Origin of the sequence: Nitrosomonas sp. (genome assembly GCF_024282095.1) — a bacterium.
GTDB lineage: Bacteria > Pseudomonadota > Gammaproteobacteria > Burkholderiales > Nitrosomonadaceae > Nitrosomonas.
In genome coordinates, this window is the sequence record NZ_JAMWZS010000005.1 from 44,690 (window position 1) to 64,354 (window position 19,665).

16 protein-coding genes, 3 pseudogenes and 2 other annotated features are annotated in these 19,665 nt (G+C 44.8%); of the genes and pseudogenes, 10 read left to right on the top strand and 9 right to left on the bottom strand.

The features are described 5' to 3' along the window. The first annotated feature begins 132 nt into the window (after positions 1 to 132). Positions 133 to 1,352: pseudogene (locus tag Q0K92_RS02655) on the top strand (IS3 family transposase). After that, positions 411 to 527, top strand: a sequence feature (AL1L pseudoknot). (Overlaps the previous pseudogene by 117 nt.) Before the next feature lie 81 nt (positions 1,353 to 1,433). Here the strand turns inward: Q0K92_RS02655 and Q0K92_RS02660 are convergent. Further along, entirely contained in the window at positions 1,434 to 1,715 is a 282-nt protein-coding gene (locus Q0K92_RS02660; RefSeq protein WP_297324255.1) for a transposase, read from the bottom strand. 67 nt (positions 1,716 to 1,782) lie between these two features. On the opposite strand from Q0K92_RS02660, the pseudogene Q0K92_RS02665 reads away from it, so the two are divergent. After that, positions 1,783 to 2,348 (top strand): annotated as a pseudogene (locus Q0K92_RS02665) (transposase); the annotation flags it as partial. A gap of 415 nt (positions 2,349 to 2,763) precedes the next feature. Here Q0K92_RS02665 and Q0K92_RS02670 read toward each other — a convergent pair. From Q0K92_RS02670 to Q0K92_RS02690, 5 genes are all read right to left on the bottom strand, one after another. Continuing rightward, positions 2,764 to 3,981 (bottom strand): class II fructose-bisphosphate aldolase, encoded by a 1,218-nt coding sequence (locus Q0K92_RS02670; RefSeq protein WP_297324256.1) that lies wholly within the window; start codon positions 3,979 to 3,981, stop codon positions 2,764 to 2,766. 38 nt (positions 3,982 to 4,019) lie between these two features. Further along, the gene (locus Q0K92_RS02675; RefSeq protein WP_297324257.1) at positions 4,020 to 4,364 is read right to left on the bottom strand and encodes a hypothetical protein; all 345 of its coding nucleotides are present in this window, start codon (positions 4,362 to 4,364) and stop codon (positions 4,020 to 4,022) included. A 22-nt stretch (positions 4,365 to 4,386) separates the two neighbouring features. Beyond that, a complete protein-coding gene (gene cbbX / locus Q0K92_RS02680) occupies positions 4,387 to 5,328 on the bottom strand; it encodes a CbbX protein (RefSeq protein ID WP_297324258.1) in 942 nt (313 codons plus the stop codon). A gap of 158 nt (positions 5,329 to 5,486) precedes the next feature. Further along, positions 5,487 to 5,921 carry a ribulose bisphosphate carboxylase small subunit gene (locus Q0K92_RS02685; RefSeq protein WP_297324259.1) on the bottom strand — a complete coding sequence of 145 codons (435 nt, stop codon included), beginning with the start codon at positions 5,919 to 5,921 and terminating at the stop codon, positions 5,487 to 5,489. 20 nt (positions 5,922 to 5,941) lie between these two features. Then, positions 5,942 to 7,402, bottom strand: coding sequence for a ribulose-bisphosphate carboxylase large subunit (locus Q0K92_RS02690; RefSeq protein ID WP_366083963.1), 1,461 nt, complete (start codon positions 7,400 to 7,402; stop codon positions 5,942 to 5,944). A gap of 179 nt (positions 7,403 to 7,581) precedes the next feature. On the opposite strand from Q0K92_RS02690, the gene Q0K92_RS02695 reads away from it, so the two are divergent. From Q0K92_RS02695 to Q0K92_RS02705, 3 genes and pseudogenes are all read left to right on the top strand, one after another. Further along, entirely contained in the window at positions 7,582 to 8,535 is a 954-nt protein-coding gene (locus tag Q0K92_RS02695; RefSeq protein WP_297324261.1) for a LysR family transcriptional regulator, read from the top strand. 122 nt (positions 8,536 to 8,657) lie between these two features. Next, positions 8,658 to 8,930: pseudogene (locus Q0K92_RS02700) on the top strand (transposase); the annotation flags it as partial. Next, positions 8,915 to 9,027, top strand: a sequence feature (AL1L pseudoknot). Its footprint overlaps the pseudogene before it by 16 nt. Then, positions 8,966 to 9,292 carry an IS3 family transposase gene (locus tag Q0K92_RS02705; RefSeq protein WP_297324262.1) on the top strand — a complete coding sequence of 109 codons (327 nt, stop codon included), beginning with the start codon at positions 8,966 to 8,968 and terminating at the stop codon, positions 9,290 to 9,292. Its footprint overlaps the feature before it by 62 nt. Positions 9,293 to 9,358: 66 nt before the next feature. Here the strand turns inward: Q0K92_RS02705 and rapA are convergent, their stop codons facing one another. Together rapA and Q0K92_RS02715 are read right to left on the bottom strand one after the other, a co-directional pair. Further along, entirely contained in the window at positions 9,359 to 12,259 is a 2,901-nt protein-coding gene (gene rapA / locus Q0K92_RS02710) for an RNA polymerase-associated protein RapA (protein WP_297324263.1), read from the bottom strand. A gap of 265 nt (positions 12,260 to 12,524) precedes the next feature. Then, entirely contained in the window at positions 12,525 to 13,280 is a 756-nt protein-coding gene (locus tag Q0K92_RS02715) for a DUF2490 domain-containing protein (protein WP_297324264.1), read from the bottom strand. A gap of 842 nt (positions 13,281 to 14,122) precedes the next feature. Here Q0K92_RS02715 and Q0K92_RS02720 point away from each other — a divergent pair. Then, positions 14,123 to 14,434 carry a cytochrome c gene (locus Q0K92_RS02720; RefSeq protein ID WP_297324265.1) on the top strand — a complete coding sequence of 104 codons (312 nt, stop codon included), beginning with the start codon at positions 14,123 to 14,125 and terminating at the stop codon, positions 14,432 to 14,434. A 43-nt stretch (positions 14,435 to 14,477) separates the two neighbouring features. Here the strand turns inward: Q0K92_RS02720 and hemN are convergent, their stop codons facing one another. After that, entirely contained in the window at positions 14,478 to 15,911 is a 1,434-nt protein-coding gene (gene hemN / locus Q0K92_RS02725) for an oxygen-independent coproporphyrinogen III oxidase (protein WP_297324266.1), read from the bottom strand. Between the two features lie 206 nt (positions 15,912 to 16,117). On the opposite strand from hemN, the gene fnr reads away from it, so the two are divergent. From fnr to pyrH, 4 genes are all read left to right on the top strand, one after another. After that, a complete protein-coding gene (gene fnr, locus Q0K92_RS02730; protein WP_297324297.1) occupies positions 16,118 to 16,858 on the top strand; it encodes a fumarate/nitrate reduction transcriptional regulator Fnr in 741 nt (246 codons plus the stop codon). A 294-nt stretch (positions 16,859 to 17,152) separates the two neighbouring features. Continuing rightward, positions 17,153 to 17,875: a 30S ribosomal protein S2 gene (gene rpsB, locus Q0K92_RS02735; protein ID WP_297324267.1), complete on the top strand. Its 723-nt coding sequence runs from the start codon at positions 17,153 to 17,155 to the stop codon at positions 17,873 to 17,875. Positions 17,876 to 18,025: 150 nt separating this feature from the next. Next, complete coding sequence (gene tsf, locus Q0K92_RS02740; protein WP_297324268.1) at positions 18,026 to 18,907, top strand: translation elongation factor Ts; 882 nt, start codon at positions 18,026 to 18,028, stop codon at positions 18,905 to 18,907. Positions 18,908 to 18,944: 37 nt separating this feature from the next. Then, on the top strand, positions 18,945 to 19,661 hold the full coding sequence (pyrH, locus tag Q0K92_RS02745; RefSeq protein WP_297324269.1) for a UMP kinase: 717 nt from the start codon (positions 18,945 to 18,947) through the stop codon (positions 19,659 to 19,661). Positions 19,662 to 19,665 lie beyond the last annotated feature (4 nt).

Consider the following 19,665-nt stretch of genomic DNA (forward strand, 5'->3'; position numbering starts at 1 on the left):
GTGCAATTTTTGTAAGGAAGTTTATAGGCAAGCTGCGATAGTATCGGAGCTACTTAAACGACCAAGTAAAAGGAGCACAGATTGAATCGCACCGGATTTTCCGGAGATAAAATGATTTGAGAGGAGGAGAAGATGAAGAATCAAATCAGTTATTCACCGGAAGTACGAGAACGAGCGGTAAGATTGGTATTCGAGCAGCAAAAGGAGCATGGATCGCAGTGGTCGGCGATCAAATCGATTGCATCAAAGATTGGCTGCACAGCGGAAACATTGCGGACATGGGTAAGAAGAGCGGAGACCGATCAGGGAATTCGGGGAGGCATGTCGACTGCGGATCGGGAAAGGCTCAAGGAATTGGAGCGGGAGAATCGGGAATTAAAGCGAGCCAACGAGATATTGCGTAAGGCATCGGCTTATTTTGCCCAGGCGGAGCTCGACCGCCGACCGAAATAATGGTGACATTTGTCGATAGCAACAAAGGGGAATACGGGGTCGAGCCAATCTGCAGACAAATATAGATTGCTCCGTCGAGTTATTACGAACACAAAGCGCGCGAGCGAGATCCCGATCGATTGCCTGGCCGCATCAAGCTGGACATGAGACTAGAACTTGATATACAGCGGGTATGGAAAGACAATTTCCGCGTTTATGGTGCTCGCAAAGTATGGCGACAGTTGTTGCGAGAAGGCATTGGCGTTGCTCGTTGTACGGTCGAACGATTGATGAAGAAGCTTGGAATGCAAGGTGTCCGGGGCGGTAAGAGGTGCCGGACAACCATTGCAGATGACTTACTTGCCTGTCCAGCCGACAAAGTCAATCGGCAATTTGCAGCCATTCGTCCGAATCAGCTGTGGGTCGCGGATATTACCTTTGTTGCAACGTGGACGGGATTTGTTTATGTGGCTTTTATCATCGATGTTTTTGCCCGGTATATTGTTGGTTGGCGGGTCAGCCGGTCATTGCATACCGATCTGGTACTCGATGCATTGGAACAGGCACTATGGGCGCGGCGGGAAACCGCAGGATTGATTCATCATAGCGACCACGGTTGCCAATATTTGTCGATTCGCTATACGGAACGTTTGGCAGAAGCCAATATTGAAGCTTCTGTTGGTAGTGTCGGAGATTCTTATGACAATGCACTGGCCGAAACAATTAACGGGTTATACAAAACTGAGGTCGTAAGGCATCGCGGCCCCTGGTGCAATATTGACGAAGTGGAATTTGCCACTTTGGAGTGGGTGGACTGGTTCAATAATCGCCGGTTATTGGAGCCGATTGGAAATATTCCGCCAGCGGAATTTGAAATGGCATATTATCGCCAAATAAAGGAGTCAGCTGAGGCAGCTTGACTCAAAACAAACAGTCTCCGGAAATACCGGGGCGATTCAGTTTGTCGTTAAGCTCAATCATCATCTTGCGTTCCGTTGCGCTTAATGATCGAGCTTTCTGGCTAAAAAATCGCGTTCTACCGTCAGTTGCCCTATGACACGATGTAAATCGTCTGTGGTTTGTCCGCTTGCTTTGCCAGCACTGTTGTTCCTGGAAAACAACTCGGCCGCTTGTTCTATGAGTTGCCGTTTCCAGCTATTGATCTGCGTGGGATGTATCCCATAACGTGCTGCCAGTTGCGCAATGGTTTCATCTTCCCGTATCGCCGCCAGCGCTACTTTCGCCTTGAATTCAATGGAATATTGTGTGCGTTTCTTGCTCATGATTATGATCCTCGGATTGTCCATAGCAGAGCTTAACAACCTGTACAGTTTTGCGGTACCACTTCAGCTGGAGCGAGCACAGCGGATTCACAAGCAGCAGCCGAAAGACAAAAACAAACTCTACGCGCTGCATGTGCCGAAAGTCGAATGCATCGGCAAGGGCAAGGCGTGCAAGCCGAACGAATTCGGTGTCAAGACCAGCATTGTGGTCACGCACAAGAACGGCCTGATGGTCGGTGCAAAAACCTTCCCCCGCAATCCCTACGATGGCCATATTCTTCATAAGCAGCTCACACAGACACAGATTTTACTCGAAGATGCAGGATCAACACCGAAGCAAGTCATTGCCGATCTCGGATTTTGCGGGGTGGATGCCGACAACCCGGACGTGAACATCATCCATCGTGGCAAGTACAAGTCACTGACAATGCCGCAGCGACGCTGGCTCCAGCGTCGACAGGCCGTGGAGCCTGCGATTGGGCACCTGAAGTCGGATCACCGAATGGATCGCTGCTGGTTGCAGGGCAGGAGATGCGCTGCATGCTGTGCTGTGTGCGGCGGGATACAACCTGCGCTGGCTGATTGTGGGCATTACTCCGCTTGGGGCTAAAGAGTATTTTGTTGCGCCTTGTGTTACTTCAGTTGATCAACCGCTTCCGCGCTAAACAGCCATATATTGACGAAGCTTGCTTAAATACGCCTGTCATTGCTAAGGCAGGGGCGACTACCAAGTATGCACTTGCCGGATGAACCAAACATTCGATCTTCCCGCTAAATTCACACCCATTTTCTCACCTTGAAATTCCTAATGGAAAATCTGGGATGAGTTGTGCGAAAAGAACTTTCATAACCGCATATTCGACAGTATTGGCGTGCTCAAATCTCATTTGGTCGATGCAATTCGACGTATGGAGGAATCCTCGGATGTGGTGAAATCAATCACCGGGTGGGATTGGAAAATTAATTCACTTTGTAACGCTAATTAGAATAAGGGGGGTGATTTTGTTCTGACCAGAACCGGATTTTGACAGCTAGGTGCAAGCACAGGCTATGCATCTACTAATTCCTTCAATCCAAATTCCGTACTTGATAAAGTCGGAGCAAAAGTAATACTGATTTTTTCAGGGTCAACGGATCGGGATAATTGATTGAAAAAATATATATACTCCGGATGGGATTGTAAGTTGCTAATGGCATCGGTATGGGCTAGCTGAATACGCCAGCATAAGCGATATTGATTCAATTCAGATAATGCCCAGCCGGAGAAAACTTGGCGCACACCAGGAATAGCCGTTAAGGTTTTGCGGCCTAGTTCAATCAGGGCATCCAATTGTCGTAAGCGATGGCTTTCAACGTAGCAAAGGATGATCTGTTCTGCGGGTTGCCAAGGACGGCACTGAATCAATACTTCCGCTGCACGGCCTGCCGAACCCCAAAGATGCATCCACTGCTTGATTTGTTCAAAGAGGCTCTCCGTCACTCCATGAAGAACCTCAATATAGCCTTTTCTGGCGCGCGTTTGAACATTGGAACGAATTGTCGCGGCTGCAATATCGGAAAGCTCCGTGTAACAATTGATTTTGGCAACGCCATTTAAGATTAACTTATGGTATTGGTCTTCAACCAAACCGCTGCCGCCATGCAATACCAGCGGAATTCCAATTTCATCATTAATTCGTTTCAGACGTTTGAAATCTAGTTTAATCCGGCTATGCTGACGGCCATGCAGGGTGCCAATGGATACGGCGAGAAAGTCTATACCGGTGCGGTCAACATATGCTTTTGCCTCTTCAGCTGAAGTATAAATAACTTCGCCAAGGTGATTGTCCGCATTTTCCCCTTCTGTGCCACCTACAAAACCAAGCATTCCCTCAATTGCAGCGCCGCATGCGTGCGCTATTTCTGCGGCACGGCTAGTCTGAGTGATATTGTCGGTAAACGACTCTAAGGAAACATCCAGCATGACACTATTACATCCCAAGTTAATAGCCTCGGTAATAGATTCGTGTTTTTTTGCATGGTCAAAATGTATCGCTATCGGTACCTTAGCCTGATGTGCGGCTCGTTCAACCGCTGGAATGATTAGCCTGAAATCATGTGCTTTGAAGAGCGGCTCGGAAAGATTAAGAATGGCGGGTGAACGGCAGGATTCGGCTGCCATGATAATAGCTTCCATGAAATCCAGACTTACCAGTCCAAAACCACCAATTGCATAGTTATTTTGATAAGCATGATCCAACATATCGCGCATATCTACAAGTGGCATTTTTATCCTCTGAAATTTAGGGGTGTGAAAAAATTAGCTCAATGCATAATTTTTTCAAGTGCCTGATCCAAATCATCCAGAGCTGAACCCATGATAAGACCTGCACAGCTATGGTATAACCACAATTCACAAGAAATGGGCAGGTGTAAACTATGTCGTCCACGAATCTGAAACTCGCGCCATGCCAAAATGGGCTGATCCTCTGTGTTGCTGTCAACACATAACCACATGGTACTGTCTAGAATGACTTCTAATCCACGATGCTGCTGTAATGTAACTCGCAGTGGATAGCCTAATCGCAGCAGCGCAAGCCGCCCGCGGTTATAACAAGCCGCTTCGATCGTTTTAGGGAAAATTCGCCAGGGGAGAGTTAGCGTTTCCATCGCCATCCAGGTACTGTAAATTTTATTTTTTATTTTTTGTATTGCGCTCACTATCCAGCGTACTTTCAAGAAAAACACGACTCGCTAGAATATCTTCCGCTTCTAATGTGATGAGATCAGTTTTGGATAACGATTTCTTTGTTCCAGAAAATAATCGATTTGCTTGTCGCAGTCGAGCACGATCAAGCGCATTGCGAACCGAACGGGCATTGGCAAAATGCTCCGACTTCATACGCAGGCGTATATATTTCCCGAAGGCCTCTTCCCCGGCTGCACTGAAACAGTAATTCTGGCTTGCTAACATTAATTTAGCGATTGCAACTAATTCATCTGGGCCATAATCCGGAAAGTCGATATGGTGCGCTATACGCGAGCGCATGCCGGGATTGCTATGAAAGAATTTATCCATGCGATCTTTGTAACCTGCCAGAATAACGACCAAATCATCACGGTTATTTTCCATCGTTTGCAGCAGAATTTCTATTGATTCCGCGCCATAATCACGTTCGTTCTCTGGTTTATAAAGATAATAAGCTTCATCGATAAAAAGAACACCCCCCATCGCTTTTTTTATTACTTCTTTTGTTTTGGGTGCGGTATGTCCAATGTATTGACCGACCAAGTCATCCCGGGTTACCGAAACCAGGTGCCCTTCACGTACATAGCCCAGGCGGTGTAAGATTTCCGCCATACGCAGAGCTACTGTCGTTTTTCCAGTACCAGGATTTCCAGTAAAACACATATGTAAACTGGGTGCACCCGCAGATAATCCCAGTTGTTTACGTACACGATCGACAAGCAACAATGCTGCAGTCTCACGAATACGAGTCTTCACAGGGATTAAACCAATCAGCTCACGATCTAGTTTATCCAGCACTTCCTGGATATTAGATTCCCGGAACTCTGCATCCAAATCAATCAATGTGTCTTTGGACGAGGTTAAGTTTTTAGATTGCTTAGACATGTTTGATCACTCATCGAGGTCTCATGGGATAGAGACTGGCATACATTAATTATATTAATTTAATCTTTAAGATAACTTCTATTTAATGCTATCACCCTTGCATTGTTACTATTTCTCTCCCTCCTTTATGGGGAGAGAGAAACCTTACTCTTACTACTCTAATAGCGCTCAGCTTCCGGTTTGTCGGTCGCATAGGAGTGAATAGTATAACTAATGCTCCGTCCAGCTCCTTCTTGACGCACCAAACCAAAACCTGGTTCTTTCTTAGGCCGGTTGACAATATAGGACATAGTTGGACTTTCCACTCCACGTGTCGAGTTAAATGCAGTTACGCGGATATAGTGGTTTGGAAAAGTTTTACGACAGCTATTGATTTCCATCAAAATTCCAGCAGGGTCCTTCAAATCAAACATTGGATTACCAAACATTTCCCAATAGGTATTCCGTGGATGAGGGTCATCCGTGTATTCAATTCCGATTGCCCAGCCATTTTTCAACGCATATTTGAGTTGTGTTGAAATTTGCTTGTCGGTCAACGGAGGCAAGAAAGAAAATTGCCCCTGTGTGAGTATATTACCTGGATTAGTCATCATAATTGTATCTCCTAAAATGGTTAAACGCTTGCAGTTGTGGATGGCACAAAGTCAGCGGTATCAGTAGAATCGTAGTTAAAGGTGATATCTTTCCAGGTTTCCAACGCTTGTTTGAGCGGTGTACACCACTTTGCAGCTTCTTCAAGAATTTGCGGACCTTCTTTGACGTAATCACGGCCTTCATTACGAGCCAGAACCATAGCTTCTAGTGCTACACGGTTTGCTACTGCCCCAGCCTGAATGCCTTGAGGGTGCCCAATGGTGCCGCCACCGAACTGCAATATCACATCTTCGCCGAGATAATCGAGCAATTGATGCATCTGGCCTGCATGAATACCACCTGAAGCGACTGGCATAACTTTATTAAGTGATGCCCAATCTTGATCAAAGAACAGACCGTGTTCTAGATTTTTTTCAGTCTGCGTGTCACGCAAGGTATCGTAAAAACCCTTGATCATGAGTGGATCGCCTTCAAGCTTCCCAACAACCGTGCCCGCATGAATGTGATCTACTCCAGCCATACGCATCCACTTGCAGATAACACGGAAATTCATGCCATGGTTTTTCTGACGCGAGTACGTGGAATTACCCGCACGATGCAGATGCAATATCATGTCATTTTTACGTGCCCATTTAGCCATTGACTGAATTGCGGTATAGCCGATAACCAGATCAATCATGACAATGACTGAACCTAAGGATTTCGCAAATTCTGCACGTTCATACATGTCTTCCATAGTTCCAGCAGTAACATTCAAATAATGCCCCTTGACTTCACCTGTAGCCGCAGATGCTTTGTTCACTGCTTCCATGCAGTACAGGAAGCGATCACGCCAGTGCATAAAAGGTTGTGAGTTAATATTCTCATCATCTTTCATGAAATCCAGACCACCTTTAAGTCCTTCGTATACAACGCGTCCGTAGTTACGTCCAGAAAGACCCAGTTTTGGCTTGGTCGTTGCACCCAGTAACGGGCGACCAAATTTATCTAAACGTTCACGTTCTACCACGATACCTGTTGCAGGGCCTTGGAAAGTTTTGAGGTAAGCAACGGGAATGCGCATGTCCTCCAGACGCAATGCCTTGACCGCTTTGAAACCAAACACATTCCCGATAATGGAAGCGGTTAAGTTTGCGATCGAACCTTCTTCGAATAGATCTATATCATAGGCGATATAAGCAAAGTATTGCGCTTCGTTTTTAGTGCCTGGACCTGTATTGGGAACAAGTTCAGACTTATATGCTTTGGCACGATAGAGTTCACATGCAGTCAGTCGATCTGTCCATACCACGGTCCATGTTGCCGTAGAAGATTCACCTGCGACTGCTGCTGCTGCTTCTTCATGATCTACTCCCGGTTGTGGAGTAATGCGAAATAGCGCAATAACATCTGTATCTTTGGGCTTGTAATCGGGTTCCCAGTAACCCATCTTTTTATATGGAATAACACCAGATTTGTAACGCTCTTTACCTTCTTTCATCGTTTCTGTAGCCATAATTATCTCCAAGTTATTGAAAAGTCCACGCTATAAACATTAGTTAGGAAGTAGCCATCAGCGGGGAAAAACTATAGTAGAATCTTTAAACCATAAATAACAATCAATTGTTTCGATGATTGTGATAGATTTTTATCTATATGTGAAAATACAAGGAGAATTTCATGCGCCACAGCACTTTGCGGCAACTTGAGGTTTTTGAAGCGATTGCTCGCTTGAAAAGCTTTACCCGTGCGGCTGAAGAATTATTTCTGACTCAACCAACGGTATCGATGCAAGCCAAAAAACTGGCGGATGAGATTGGCCTACCTTTATTTGAGCAAGTCGGCAAGAAAATTTATCTGACCGATGCAGGAAAAGAGTTTTATCAAACGTGTCTTGTCATATTTGAGCATTTTTCCCGTTTCGAAATGATCGCATCCGACATGAAAGGCCTGAAATCAGGAAAACTGCGGCTTGCGGTGGTCACTACGGCGAAATATTTTACGCCACGTTTACTGGGCATGTTTTGCCAGAAATACCCTGGTATAGACGTTGCACTGAAAGTGACGAACCGCGAGCGTGTACTAGAGCGACTAACCAATAATCAGGACGATCTCTATATCTTAGGTCAAGTTCCAGATGCAATTGATGCCGTAGCGGAAGTATTTTTGGACAACCCATTGGTTGTTCTTGCCGCGGCAGATCACTTGCTTGCCAATGAAAAAAAAATTACTGTTGATCGCATCTGTGATGAGCCCTTTATCATGCGTGAGCCAGGTTCTGGAACAAGAATGGCTACAGAACGGTTTTTTTTAGAACATAATCACAAACTGAAAGTTCGCATGGAATTGGGGAGTAACGAGGCGATTAAACAAGCTATTGTTGGCGGATTAGGTATCGCCGTCTTGTCGCGGCATACTCTGGCGCTTGATGCACCGATGGGGCAGCTTGCGATACTTGATGTTGAAGGATTTCCAATTGAACGTCACTGGTATTTTGCTTATCCATCCGGCAAGCAATTGTCGATTGTGGCGCAGACGTTCTTGGAGTATTTGCGGCAGGCATCTGATTACCTGGAAGATTTATCATGCCGCCATGCGATTTCTGGACATTGTCCCTTGTTAAAAAACGAATAAGGTATCATCGGATGTAGCGTATTAATTGATAGGGTTCAGAACTTTAGCAGGCTGTTAAAGTGAATCCCCACGGGTTTCCCGGAGATTAAATGATTTGAGAGGGGGAAAAGAAGAAGAGTCAAATCAGTTATTCACCGGAAGTACGAGAACGAGCGGCAAGATTAGTATTTGAGCAGCAAAAAGAGCATTGGGATGCGATCAAATCGATCGCATCGAAGATTGGCTGCACAGCGGAAACATTGCGAACTTGGGTAAGGCGGGTGGAGACCGATCAGGGGGTTCGTGCAGGCATGTCGACATCGGATCTGGAAAGGCTCAAGGAATTGGAGCGTGAGAATCGGGAATTAAAGCGGGCCAGCGAGATATTACGGAAGGCATCAGCTTATTTTGCGGAAGGATGCTCGACCGCCGGCCGAAGTGATGGCAATATTTGTCGATCAACATAACAGTACGGGGTCGAGCCGATCTCGCTGGCAAATTCAGATTGCCTCGTCGAGCAACTCATGAGCATAAAGCACGACAACGCGATCCTGATCGGCTAACCGATCGCATCAAACGAGACTTGGCGCTTGAACGCGATGTGCAGCGTATCTGGGAAAAGAACTTCAAAGTCTATGGCGCTGACAAAGTATGGCGGCAACTATTGCGTGAAGGTATTCGCGTTGCCCGTTGTACAGTTGAACGGTTGATGAAGAAGTTCCGATACTACCGCAGCTTGCCTATAAACTTCCTTACAAAAGTTGCACTTCGAAATTGAATCCGCCCTCTTCCACTTCATTGAGCACATCCTGTTATGGTGTTTATTTTGTTTAGCCACTGCAGCTTACGTCGCCACAATCACCCGCACGGCGTCGAGCCGCAGATTGCTGGACTTCAATGCATTGGTCAGTTGCAGCAATTGCTGTTCAAAGAATTGAATTTCTTCTGCGCGTACGTTCGGATTGACTTGTTGCAAGGCTTTGAGGCGTTCGATTTCCGGGAAGAAGGTTTGTTTTATTCGTGTTTCAGCCTGCGCAATGAGTTGCGGTGCTTGCGCATTAGCTTTTTGCTCGCTTAAAGTCAGCAAGGCCTTTATCGCATCTTCTTTCAGTTGAATCACCTGTTTGGCGATACCTGCCGCTACCGCTGCCAAATGCTGATTGATCGCATCGTGCTCCAGGTGCGGATAATCGTCGTTACCCTGTTCATCCAGCAAAACACGAATCAACGCGGACGGCAAGTAGCGATTACCTTGCTGCACACCTTGCCCGCCCGCTTCCAGCACGAACAGGCTTTCCAGAAATAAGGTGCCCGGTTGTACTTTTTTATGTTTCATGGCAGAAACCACGGCGTTACCGGTTTCATGATTCAGGATTCTTTCCATCGCGTGGATGACCATCGGATGTTCCCACGTCAGGAAGTGCATATCTTCATTGGCGAGCGCAACATTCCTGGCATACGTAATCACCGAGCCTTCATCCTGCAAGCCGGGAAACGGCATGCTCATGTGTTCGCTCGGCTCAATCAGAAAACTACCGGCGCGGTGTTCTTCGACATGGACGCCACAACAATCGAACACCGTCTCCATGTATTGCAGCAGTACGGGATCGTCATCCTGAGCGCACGCTTCCTGATACAGTCTTTCCGCAATAGCGGGACGAAAAGAATTATATTCCAGCAGCTTATCGCGCCCGCGATCCAACGCCTCGTTCAATGCCTGATTGACCGATTGTGTAACAGCGATCAGATCGGACAACGTGTCACCGTGGGTTTGACGCTGATGCAGCGCAGCGATAAGCGCGCCTTCCGTTTGCGAGAAGACGGTTTGGCCTGCCGGGCAGGTTTTCTCAAACGCATTCAAGCCCTCGTGGTACCAGTGAAACATCACCGCCAGCGCGCTGTTTTCCAGATAGGAAACATGAATCTGAATGGTTTCCGTCTGCCCGATACGATCCAATCGGCCTATGCGCTGCTCCAGCAAGTCAGGATTGAGCGGCAAATCAAATAACACCAGATGATGGGAAAATTGAAAATTGCGCCCTTCGCTACCGATTTCCGAACAAATCAATACCTGCCCGCCAGCATCCTTATCGGCAAAATAGGCCGCTGCACGGTCACGTTCAATCAAACTCATGCTCTCATGAAATACCGGTATATATTGGCCAGTCAGAATCTTGAGTGCCTGAGCGATATCCCGGGCGGTTTGCGCATTAGCGGTAATAACCAGCACTTTTTCCGGTTTCAACTGCTTGAGCGTGACAGTTAACCAGTGAATACGCGGATCTACGTCTGTCCAATAGGGATCTTCCGGCTCGGCTCTGACCTGATAGAGCAATTCAGGGCACAACAACAATTGGGGTTTTGACAGGTTCGTTGTTTCAAAGGTGGTCAAACATTGCTGATATTGTGCCGGTAACATCAGGGGAACCGCGTTAAGTTTGCGCTCAGGAAATCCTTTAACCGCAGCACGCGTGTTACGAAACAATATGCGACCGGTTCCATGCCGATCCAGCAATAATTCAGCCAACATTTTTCTTGCCCGCCGGCTTTGTTCCCCATCTGCTTCCTGGCCTTGTAGCTGCGCAAGCAATTCTTTGCATTGCGCGGAATCGACGGTCGAAATAATCATCTGCCGGATTGCGTCATTCAGCTTCCGGCCTTCCAATAACGCTTCGACTGCTTTGGCAATCGGCTCATAGGATTGTTCTTCAGCAACAAAAGCCGCAAAGCTGTTGAAGCGATCCGGGTCAAGCAAGCGCAGGCGCGCAAAATGACTGGCTTTGCCTAATTGCTCCGGGGTCGCTGTCAATAACAGCACGCCCTTGATACAGGACGCCAATTGCTCAATCATGGCATACTCCGGGCTGATCTCCTGTTCAGACCAGCGTAAATGATGCGCTTCATCGACCACCAACAAGTCCCAATTGCCTGCCAGTGCAGCCTGAAATCGTTTTGGGTTTTGGCACAAAAAATTCAAGCTGCACAGTATGAGTTGCTCACTATGAAATGGATTTTCCCACTCGCCACCTTCTTCCAGTGACTGGCAGCGTGCTTCATCAAATATGCTGAATTGCAGATTGAAACGCCGCAGCATTTCCACCAGCCACTGGTGTATCAAGGTTTCCGGAACCACAATAAGTACGCGCTTGACACGTTCTGTCAACAATTGCTGGTGTAGTATCAATCCCGCTTCAATTGTTTTTCCCAACCCCACTTCGTCCGCCAGTAAAACACGGGGCGCATAACGACGCGCAACTTCATGCGCAATATAGAGTTGATGCGGAATCAGGCTGGTACGAGTACCAATCAGTCCGCATAGCGGCGCATGCGCCAGTTGATTACGCATCAGCAAGGTTTGATAGCGAATCCGGAACCATTTGTCCTGGTCAAACTGGCCGGTAAATAAGCGTTCTGCCGGACGGTTCAATTGCAGATGATGTGCTAGCTGTTCTTCGGCGAGTTCAAGCCAATCTCCGCGCTCACTTACGCCGGAATAGACAACCAGGCCATCATGCTCATCCACTTGCTCGACTTTCAATGAAATGCCGTCATGGCTACTGATGACATCGCCCACCTTGAAAATAACACGTGTCAACGGTGCTGAAAGCCTGGCGTATGCGCGAGTTTCGTTCACCGCTCCAAAAGCGATAATTATCACTCTATGTTCAACATTCCGGACCGTGCCCAGACCCAGTTGTAAATCAACATCGCAAATCCAACGTTGACCCGGCTTAAAATCGTGCATGTGATGCTTTGTGATTAGAAAGAGAGCAGTATAGTAATGGAAACAGAAAAAAAATATGACTATTTCTTGGATCTGTTCAGATTACGAATAGACAATGAATTCAGGAAAAAAACCAGGAAACGGGAAATCCGTTGACAGATATACTCTGTGATACAAGCTTGGAAACAGAAAAATTTTGGCCGATTAATTTCTTGAGTTAAAGGAAATTAATCGGCCGAATAAGAAACAGACACTACTGTTATATAAAGCAGTACAGCAAATCAGTTTAGAAATTCAGAAACAAATTAGCTACCAGATTGTGCATCATTTGATCAGGACGAGCGCTATGCGGTCTGTTGATGAATTGGTTCATATAACCCAATTCAACGGTTGCATACTGATTGATTTTGTAACCCAATCCAACGAATGCCCGGTTCTGATCGTAACCACGAGAAATGAAACCAGGATTATCAACGGTCGTCATGGCGATAAACAATTCGCTTTGAACGATAAAACTGAGATTCGGATCTATTGCCGGCATTGGAACCGCCAGTTTAACCAATTGGCGGAATCGATGAGCCACATCATCACTACCAGCAATGGGAGCGTTATGGTCGAAGAATCGCTGCTCAAAACGGCTACGTGCTGATAATCTACCAAATGAGAAATTATCCGCCCAGGTCACTTGCTCCCAGATTCGGTGCTCATTAAATGGATGCGCGATCGATAACGGTTCAGCTGTTGGTGCCCAAGCGTAACCTGCCCACACAACAATTTTATCGGTTATCGCATAACCTAAACCAGGACGTATCAGGGATTGCGTAAATTGAGTAGCATCATTACCAAAACGTCCTTGTCCTTCCATCCACCATCTGAATTTTTTTAAGTCCGGATTATTCGGGTTAATCGCACCAAAATTACCCAGTGCTGTAATATTTCCCCAAACTTCAAAATCTTCTACGGTCCTGTCAGCAGCGGCCGGGTTACTAAAAATCAAACCAAACGCAACCAATAAAATAAATTTGTTTATTTTCTTAAACATGCAATCTCCCTTTAAAACAATATAATTTTCTGAAGCTGTTAGTTAATATAAAAAAGCAACCTCTACGCATGCAACCACTCACTATTTATTGAATGTAAGCAGTTGCTTGCTTCACTTTCTCGCCTGAAAAATGAATTTTCACGCACACCTTACTAATTACACAGTCGCGCACATTAACACAATAAATGTCAAGAAAATGTTAAGAAAAACGACCGCAACAAACCATATTATTACAGCTAATTACAATTAAGATTTAATAACCTAGATTAGAAATCCAAGAACTCTAATGACATTTTTTTATGACACAGCTGCGCACAATAACACGGCAATTGTTAAGAAAGTGTCAAGAAAAAACCACAATGTGTGATAGTACTTCTATTGTTCTCATTAACAGACAGGCCGTTGAAAAACGTTTTCGAGGCAGCCGATACCAGGCAAAAACAAATGAGAAAGCGCAGTTTACGCGTGATAAATGAGCATCTTGAAGCTGTTTTTAACACCGCGTAGTGGCGACACAGATAGTTTTTCAACGGCCTGTTAAGGCTCAGCACCTTAAGCCGGCATTATTTTCCTGAGAATTTTCACCTTTATTAAAATAATATACTTCCTTAAACCACAAATTACTTTAATAATCAATGCACTAAATATCTCAAGAAAGATGGATACAAAGTAACTGATAACCAACTTAAAACATTTGTTTGACAAGTTGTCATGACACTGGGTATGGTAGGCTGGTTATATGGCGACTGATTATATAATGCTAATGTAGCTAATTTTTGGACGGAATTTTTTCCGTGTCATTGAAAATTGAATTGAATAAAACTGCAAACTGGAGTTAGAAAATGAAAAAATTGAATTGTGCGTTAACGATGTCGGCACTACTGATATTAGTCGGCTGCGGAGCGAGTAAAGACTATACTCCTCCAGCAGATGCTTCTGGTGAAACGATCTTCAGCTCAGCGTGTACAGAATGCCACAAACCGATAAGCGCTAATGTTGCGATGGTGCTGAGTGAAAAAGTTGCGAATAAGGAAGCGATTATTAAGAAATTTCAGTCGGGAAGCATGAGAATGCCGGCATTCAAAAATATTCAAGGTGAAGCCGCAAATCGTTTAGCCGAGTATGTTCTGACGAATAGTCAAGTCAGCAAATAGTGTTTCACCCGGCAGTCTGGATAGACGCGTAGGTGAAATTAAATCATATCAGCAGCGAATGATTTTTGCGCTGCTGATGGGTACGCAGATATTTATCAAAAATTCCGCAAATACTACTAATCAGCAGCTGCCCTCTCGGTGTAACAACAATCTCTTCATCATCCAACGTTATCAATTCAGCTTGTGCATACAACAGAAGTTCTTTTAATTCCGTTGCGAAGTAGTATTTAAATTCAATTGGAAAGAAAGTTTCTACCGATTCGAATGAGAGTACTGAGTGACAAATAAGCGCTTGCATAACGGAACGGCGCATCAAATCGTCAGCACTTAATTCAATCCCACGCATTATTGGAAGCATGCCGTGTTCTAGCTTGTCGTAGTAGTGCAGAAGATCACAATGATTCTGGCTTAAGGTCGGCCCGACACTTCCGATTCCTGAGACACCTAATGCGATATGATCGCAATCAGGATAAATCGAATAACCTTGTAAACCGTAATGCAACCTGCCTTGTCGTTGTGCAATGACTAACTGATCGTCCTGTTTAGCAAAAAGATTCATGCCAATATGCGTATAACCCGCATCAGTCAAACGAGTAATTGCAAGCAACAACATCTCAAGCCTGGTTTCTTCATTTGGCAAATCTTCTAAGTTAATGCTTCGCTGTGGCTTGAATTTCTCCGGTAGATGCCAATAATTCAATAAATTAATTTGAACCGGATTTGCAGCAATAATGCTTTCCAAAGTATAGGCAAATTTTTCTAGGCTCTGTTTGGGTAATCCGTAAATCAATTCAATTCTGATTGTTTTAAAGCCTGCTTGTTGCGCATCGCGAATAGCACACAATGTAGCATCTTCTGTTTGAATACGATGTATGGACTGCTGTACCAGTTGATCAAAATCCTGTACCCCGATAATTGCGCAGTTAAAACCGATTGCTTTCAATGCGGGCATAGAAAGTTGAGCAATTTGCCGCGAATCAATCTCTATGCAAAACTCCCCCGCTTTTATTAAATTAAAATTTTTCTGGATGTCATTGATGATGCCACTTAATTGCGCATTACTCAGAAAAGTAGGTGTACCGCCTCCAAAATACAATCGCTCAACTATGGGAGCATTTTTAAGTAACTGGCCTTGGAGTCTTATTTCACGTGACAAATAATTAAGATATTTTTTTATACTGCCATGATTATCAGAAACAATCTGATTAGAATGGCAATAAAAGCATGCAGAATGACAAAAAGGAATGTGCACATACAATGACAACGATCTACGAAAAGATCCAGTCTTACGACGACTAAACCAAGCTGAATATCGATGCGCATCAAATGTTTCAACAAAATAATCTATTTCCGGATACACGCGATAGTCTGCATAATGACATCCGAAATGGCGCATAAAGTCCAAATTAATTTCCAGCAAAGCAGCAGCCGATGGCGAATGCACTAAGATATTTTCCTTTGTAACGATTGAAGTCAAAAGAAATTAAAATTGATGTGTAATAAGTAAATCTACTGACGCCTATCCGCATGATCTTAAATACTGTTCAAATCAAAAAAGAAACTCCACTTTCTTGGATAATATCGGTAAGATTATGCATAAATCACAAATATCAGCTTTGATTCAAATCAACCGGAGTATGAATACGCAGTTCCTTACATTTGGAAAATACTTTGCCTCTAGAAATCTCGACATGTAATCATCTTGACATCTCACACGTCAGATCAAGCTGTGCGACCTGTAGTTTGCGCGAACTATGCTTGCCAGTCGGCCTAAATGAGCAAGAGATACAAGCGCTCGGCGATGTAGTAAGCCATAAGCGTAAAATTCAACGAGGCGGATCGCTCTATCGCACAGGTTCAAAGTTTCAATCACTATTTGCCATTCGTAGAGGATTTTTAAAGACCTGCATACTCGAACAAGACGGGCGGCAACAAGTTACTGGTTTTCATATGACAGGCGAATTGCTGGGATTGGATGCTATCAGCACAGAAATACATACGTGTGATGCGATCGCCCTTGAAGATAGTGAAGTATGCGAGATTCCTTTTGAGAAATTAGAGGAAATCAGCCGCGTTATCCCGTCACTGATGCGTCATTTTCATAAAATCATGAGCCGTGAGATAGTGCGGGATCACGGGGTTATGCTGCTGCTAGGCAGTATGAAGGCGGAAGAGCGCCTGGCGACCTTTCTGCTCAACTTATCGCGCCGGTTTCTAATGCGTGGCTATTCCGAATGCAATTTTAATCTACGCATGACGCGCGAAGAGATTGGCAGCTACCTCGGCCTTAAACTAGAAACCGTTAGTCGCGCTTTTTCTAAACTCCAGGATGAAAATATCATTACAGTCGATAACAAGCACATACAAATAAACGATATTGCTCGCTTAAGAATGAAAATGGGAAACACAACCTGTGATACCTAGCAAACCTTGACGATCTTTGCCACGAATCAACAGAACATCTTATCAGATCAGTCCCCTGGAAAAGTTTCCATCACAACATAAAAATCGTCAACACGCTTATTCTATTTCATGTCAACTTGAGTAAGTATTGGAAAATGCTATAATATACAAATAATTTGACTCTAAATTATTGGTAACTGGCTGTAATGCCTGCATTATATGCAAGTCAAATTAAATTCGCACATTCGCCTACAAAATACACTCTGCATATGGAGTGATTGCGGTGAATGGAGGCTCAATCCTAAAGGAGAACTTATGTCTGTAACCATGCGACAAATGCTGGAAGCAGGTGTTCATTTTGGACACCAAACACGCTTCTGGAATCCCAAAATGGCCCCGTATATATTTGGCCATCGTAATAAAATTCACATCATCAACCTTGAAAACACTTTGGTGATGTACGAAGAAGCCATGAAATACGTACGCCAATTATCAGCGAACAAAGGTGTTATCCTGTTTGTTGGCACCAAGCGGCAGGCGCGTGACATTGTGCGCGAAGAAGCGATGCGCTGCAATTCCCCTTATGTAGACCAACGCTGGTTAGGCGGAATGCTGACTAATTTCAAAACTATAAAGCAATCTGTCAAACGCTTACAAGATATGGAAAATATGGCTCAAGATGGCACACTGGATAAGTTAGTAAAAAAAGAAGCGCTTGATCTCCAAAGAGAATTAGAAAAACTCAACAACAGCTTAGGTGGCATCAAAGACATGAAAGGCCTTCCCGATGCTTTATTTGTCATTGATGTTGGATATCAAAAAGGTGCTATTACAGAAGCCAGAAAGCTTGGCATTCCAGTCATTGGCGTAGTGGACACCAATCATAATCCGGATGGTTTACAGTACATCATTCCAGGAAACGATGATTCAAGTCGGGCAATACGCTTATATGCCCGTGGTGTAGCTGATGCTATTCTGGAAGGACGTAATCAAGCCATTCAAGAAATTGTTGAAATGAGTACTGCAGAAGCTGAATAAGCAAAAAACTGCTTTTCTTTAGTATTCATCAGACATATGGACTATATATGTGCAACTTACCAGATTTGTATAGAATGTAAGCGTACTCTCTATCTGGTAAGTATCTGTACCCCATTCGTAAACTAATTTTGTATCTGGAGTAAAGTAAAAATGGCGGAAATTACCGCAAGCATGGTAAAAGAACTGCGTGAGATGACAGGGCTCGGCATGATGGAATGCAAGAAAGCCTTGGCAGAGACTGCTGGTGATATGAAGGCAGCTGAGGATTTGTTGAGAATTAAAAGTGGTGCCAAAGCAAGTAAGGCAGCTGGCCGAATTGCAGCGGAAGGTGTCGTTGGCGTATATATCTCAGCAGATAGTCGTTGCGGTGCACTCGTTGAAGTCAATTGCGAGACGGATTTTGTTGCCAAGAACGACGATCTCATTCATTTTTCCAAAAACCTGGCTGAACTCATAGCAACCAAAAGCTTGACTGACATCGCAGCATTAAGTGATGCATCGCTACCTTCCGGCGAAACTGTGGAATCAACCCGCAAGGCACTAATCATGAAATTGGGGGAGAACATCAGTATCCGCCGTTGTGCACGCCATACGACACAAGGCCAGCTGGCATCCTATCTTCATGGAACCAAAATCGGTGTCATGGTGGATTACACGGGTGGAGACGAAGTACTGGGCAAGGATTTGGCAATGCATATTGCGGCCAGTAAACCTATGTGCGTATCCAAGGAGCAAGTGTCGGCAGATGTGCTGGAACATGAACGTCAGATTTTTACTGCACAAGCCGCCGATAGTGGTAAGCCGGCGAATATTATCGAAAAAATGGTCGATGGTCGCATTGCAAAATATCTTGCAGAAATCACACTATTAGGCCAACCCTTTGTTAAAGACCCAGAGCAAACCGTGGAAAAATTACTGGCCAAAAAATCCGCCAAAGTAAATGGTTTTACTATGTTCGTTGTCGGTGAAGGTATAGAAAAGAAATCTGAGAATTTTGCTGAGGAAGTAAAAGCACAGATGGGACAAGTATAATCATTCAAGTTACGGTACTCTCAAAAAGCCATCCGCTATGACCACAACTGCCTATAAACGTATTTTACTCAAACTATCCGGTGAAGCCCTGATGGGCGAAGACAAATATGGCATTAATCACGCGGTAATGGGAAGAATCGTTGCTGAGATTGAAGAAATCAGTAAGCTAGGGGTTGAAATCGCAATCGTTGTAGGTGGTGGTAATATTTTTCGTGGCATGCAATCGGCTAATAGTGGACTTGAGCGTGTTACTGCAGATTATATGGGGATGCTGGCTACCGTCATGAATGCTTTGGCATTGCAAGATGCCATGAAATTGGCTGGACTGGTGCCGCGTATACAATCCGCTTTGCGCATCGAGCAAGTGGTAGAGCCTTATATCCGTGGAAGAGCGATACGTTATCTGAAAGACGGTAGAATAGTCATTTTCGCAGCAGGAACCGGAAATCCTTTTTTTACCACAGATACTGCGGCTGCATTACGGGGCATGGAAATGAATGTCGATATTATGCTTAAAGCTACCAAGGTGGATGGCATCTATACCAGCGACCCAAAAATCAATCCGGAAGCAACGCGTTTTCATAAGTTATCTTTTGATGAAGCGATTGCCAAGAATCTGCAAGTGATGGATGCAACAGCATTGACACTCTGTCGTGACCAGAAATTACCATTAAATGTATTTAGTATTTTTAAGGCCGGAGCGCTTAAACGTATAATCATTGGAGAAGATGAAGGGACGTTAGTAACAGTCTGATCCG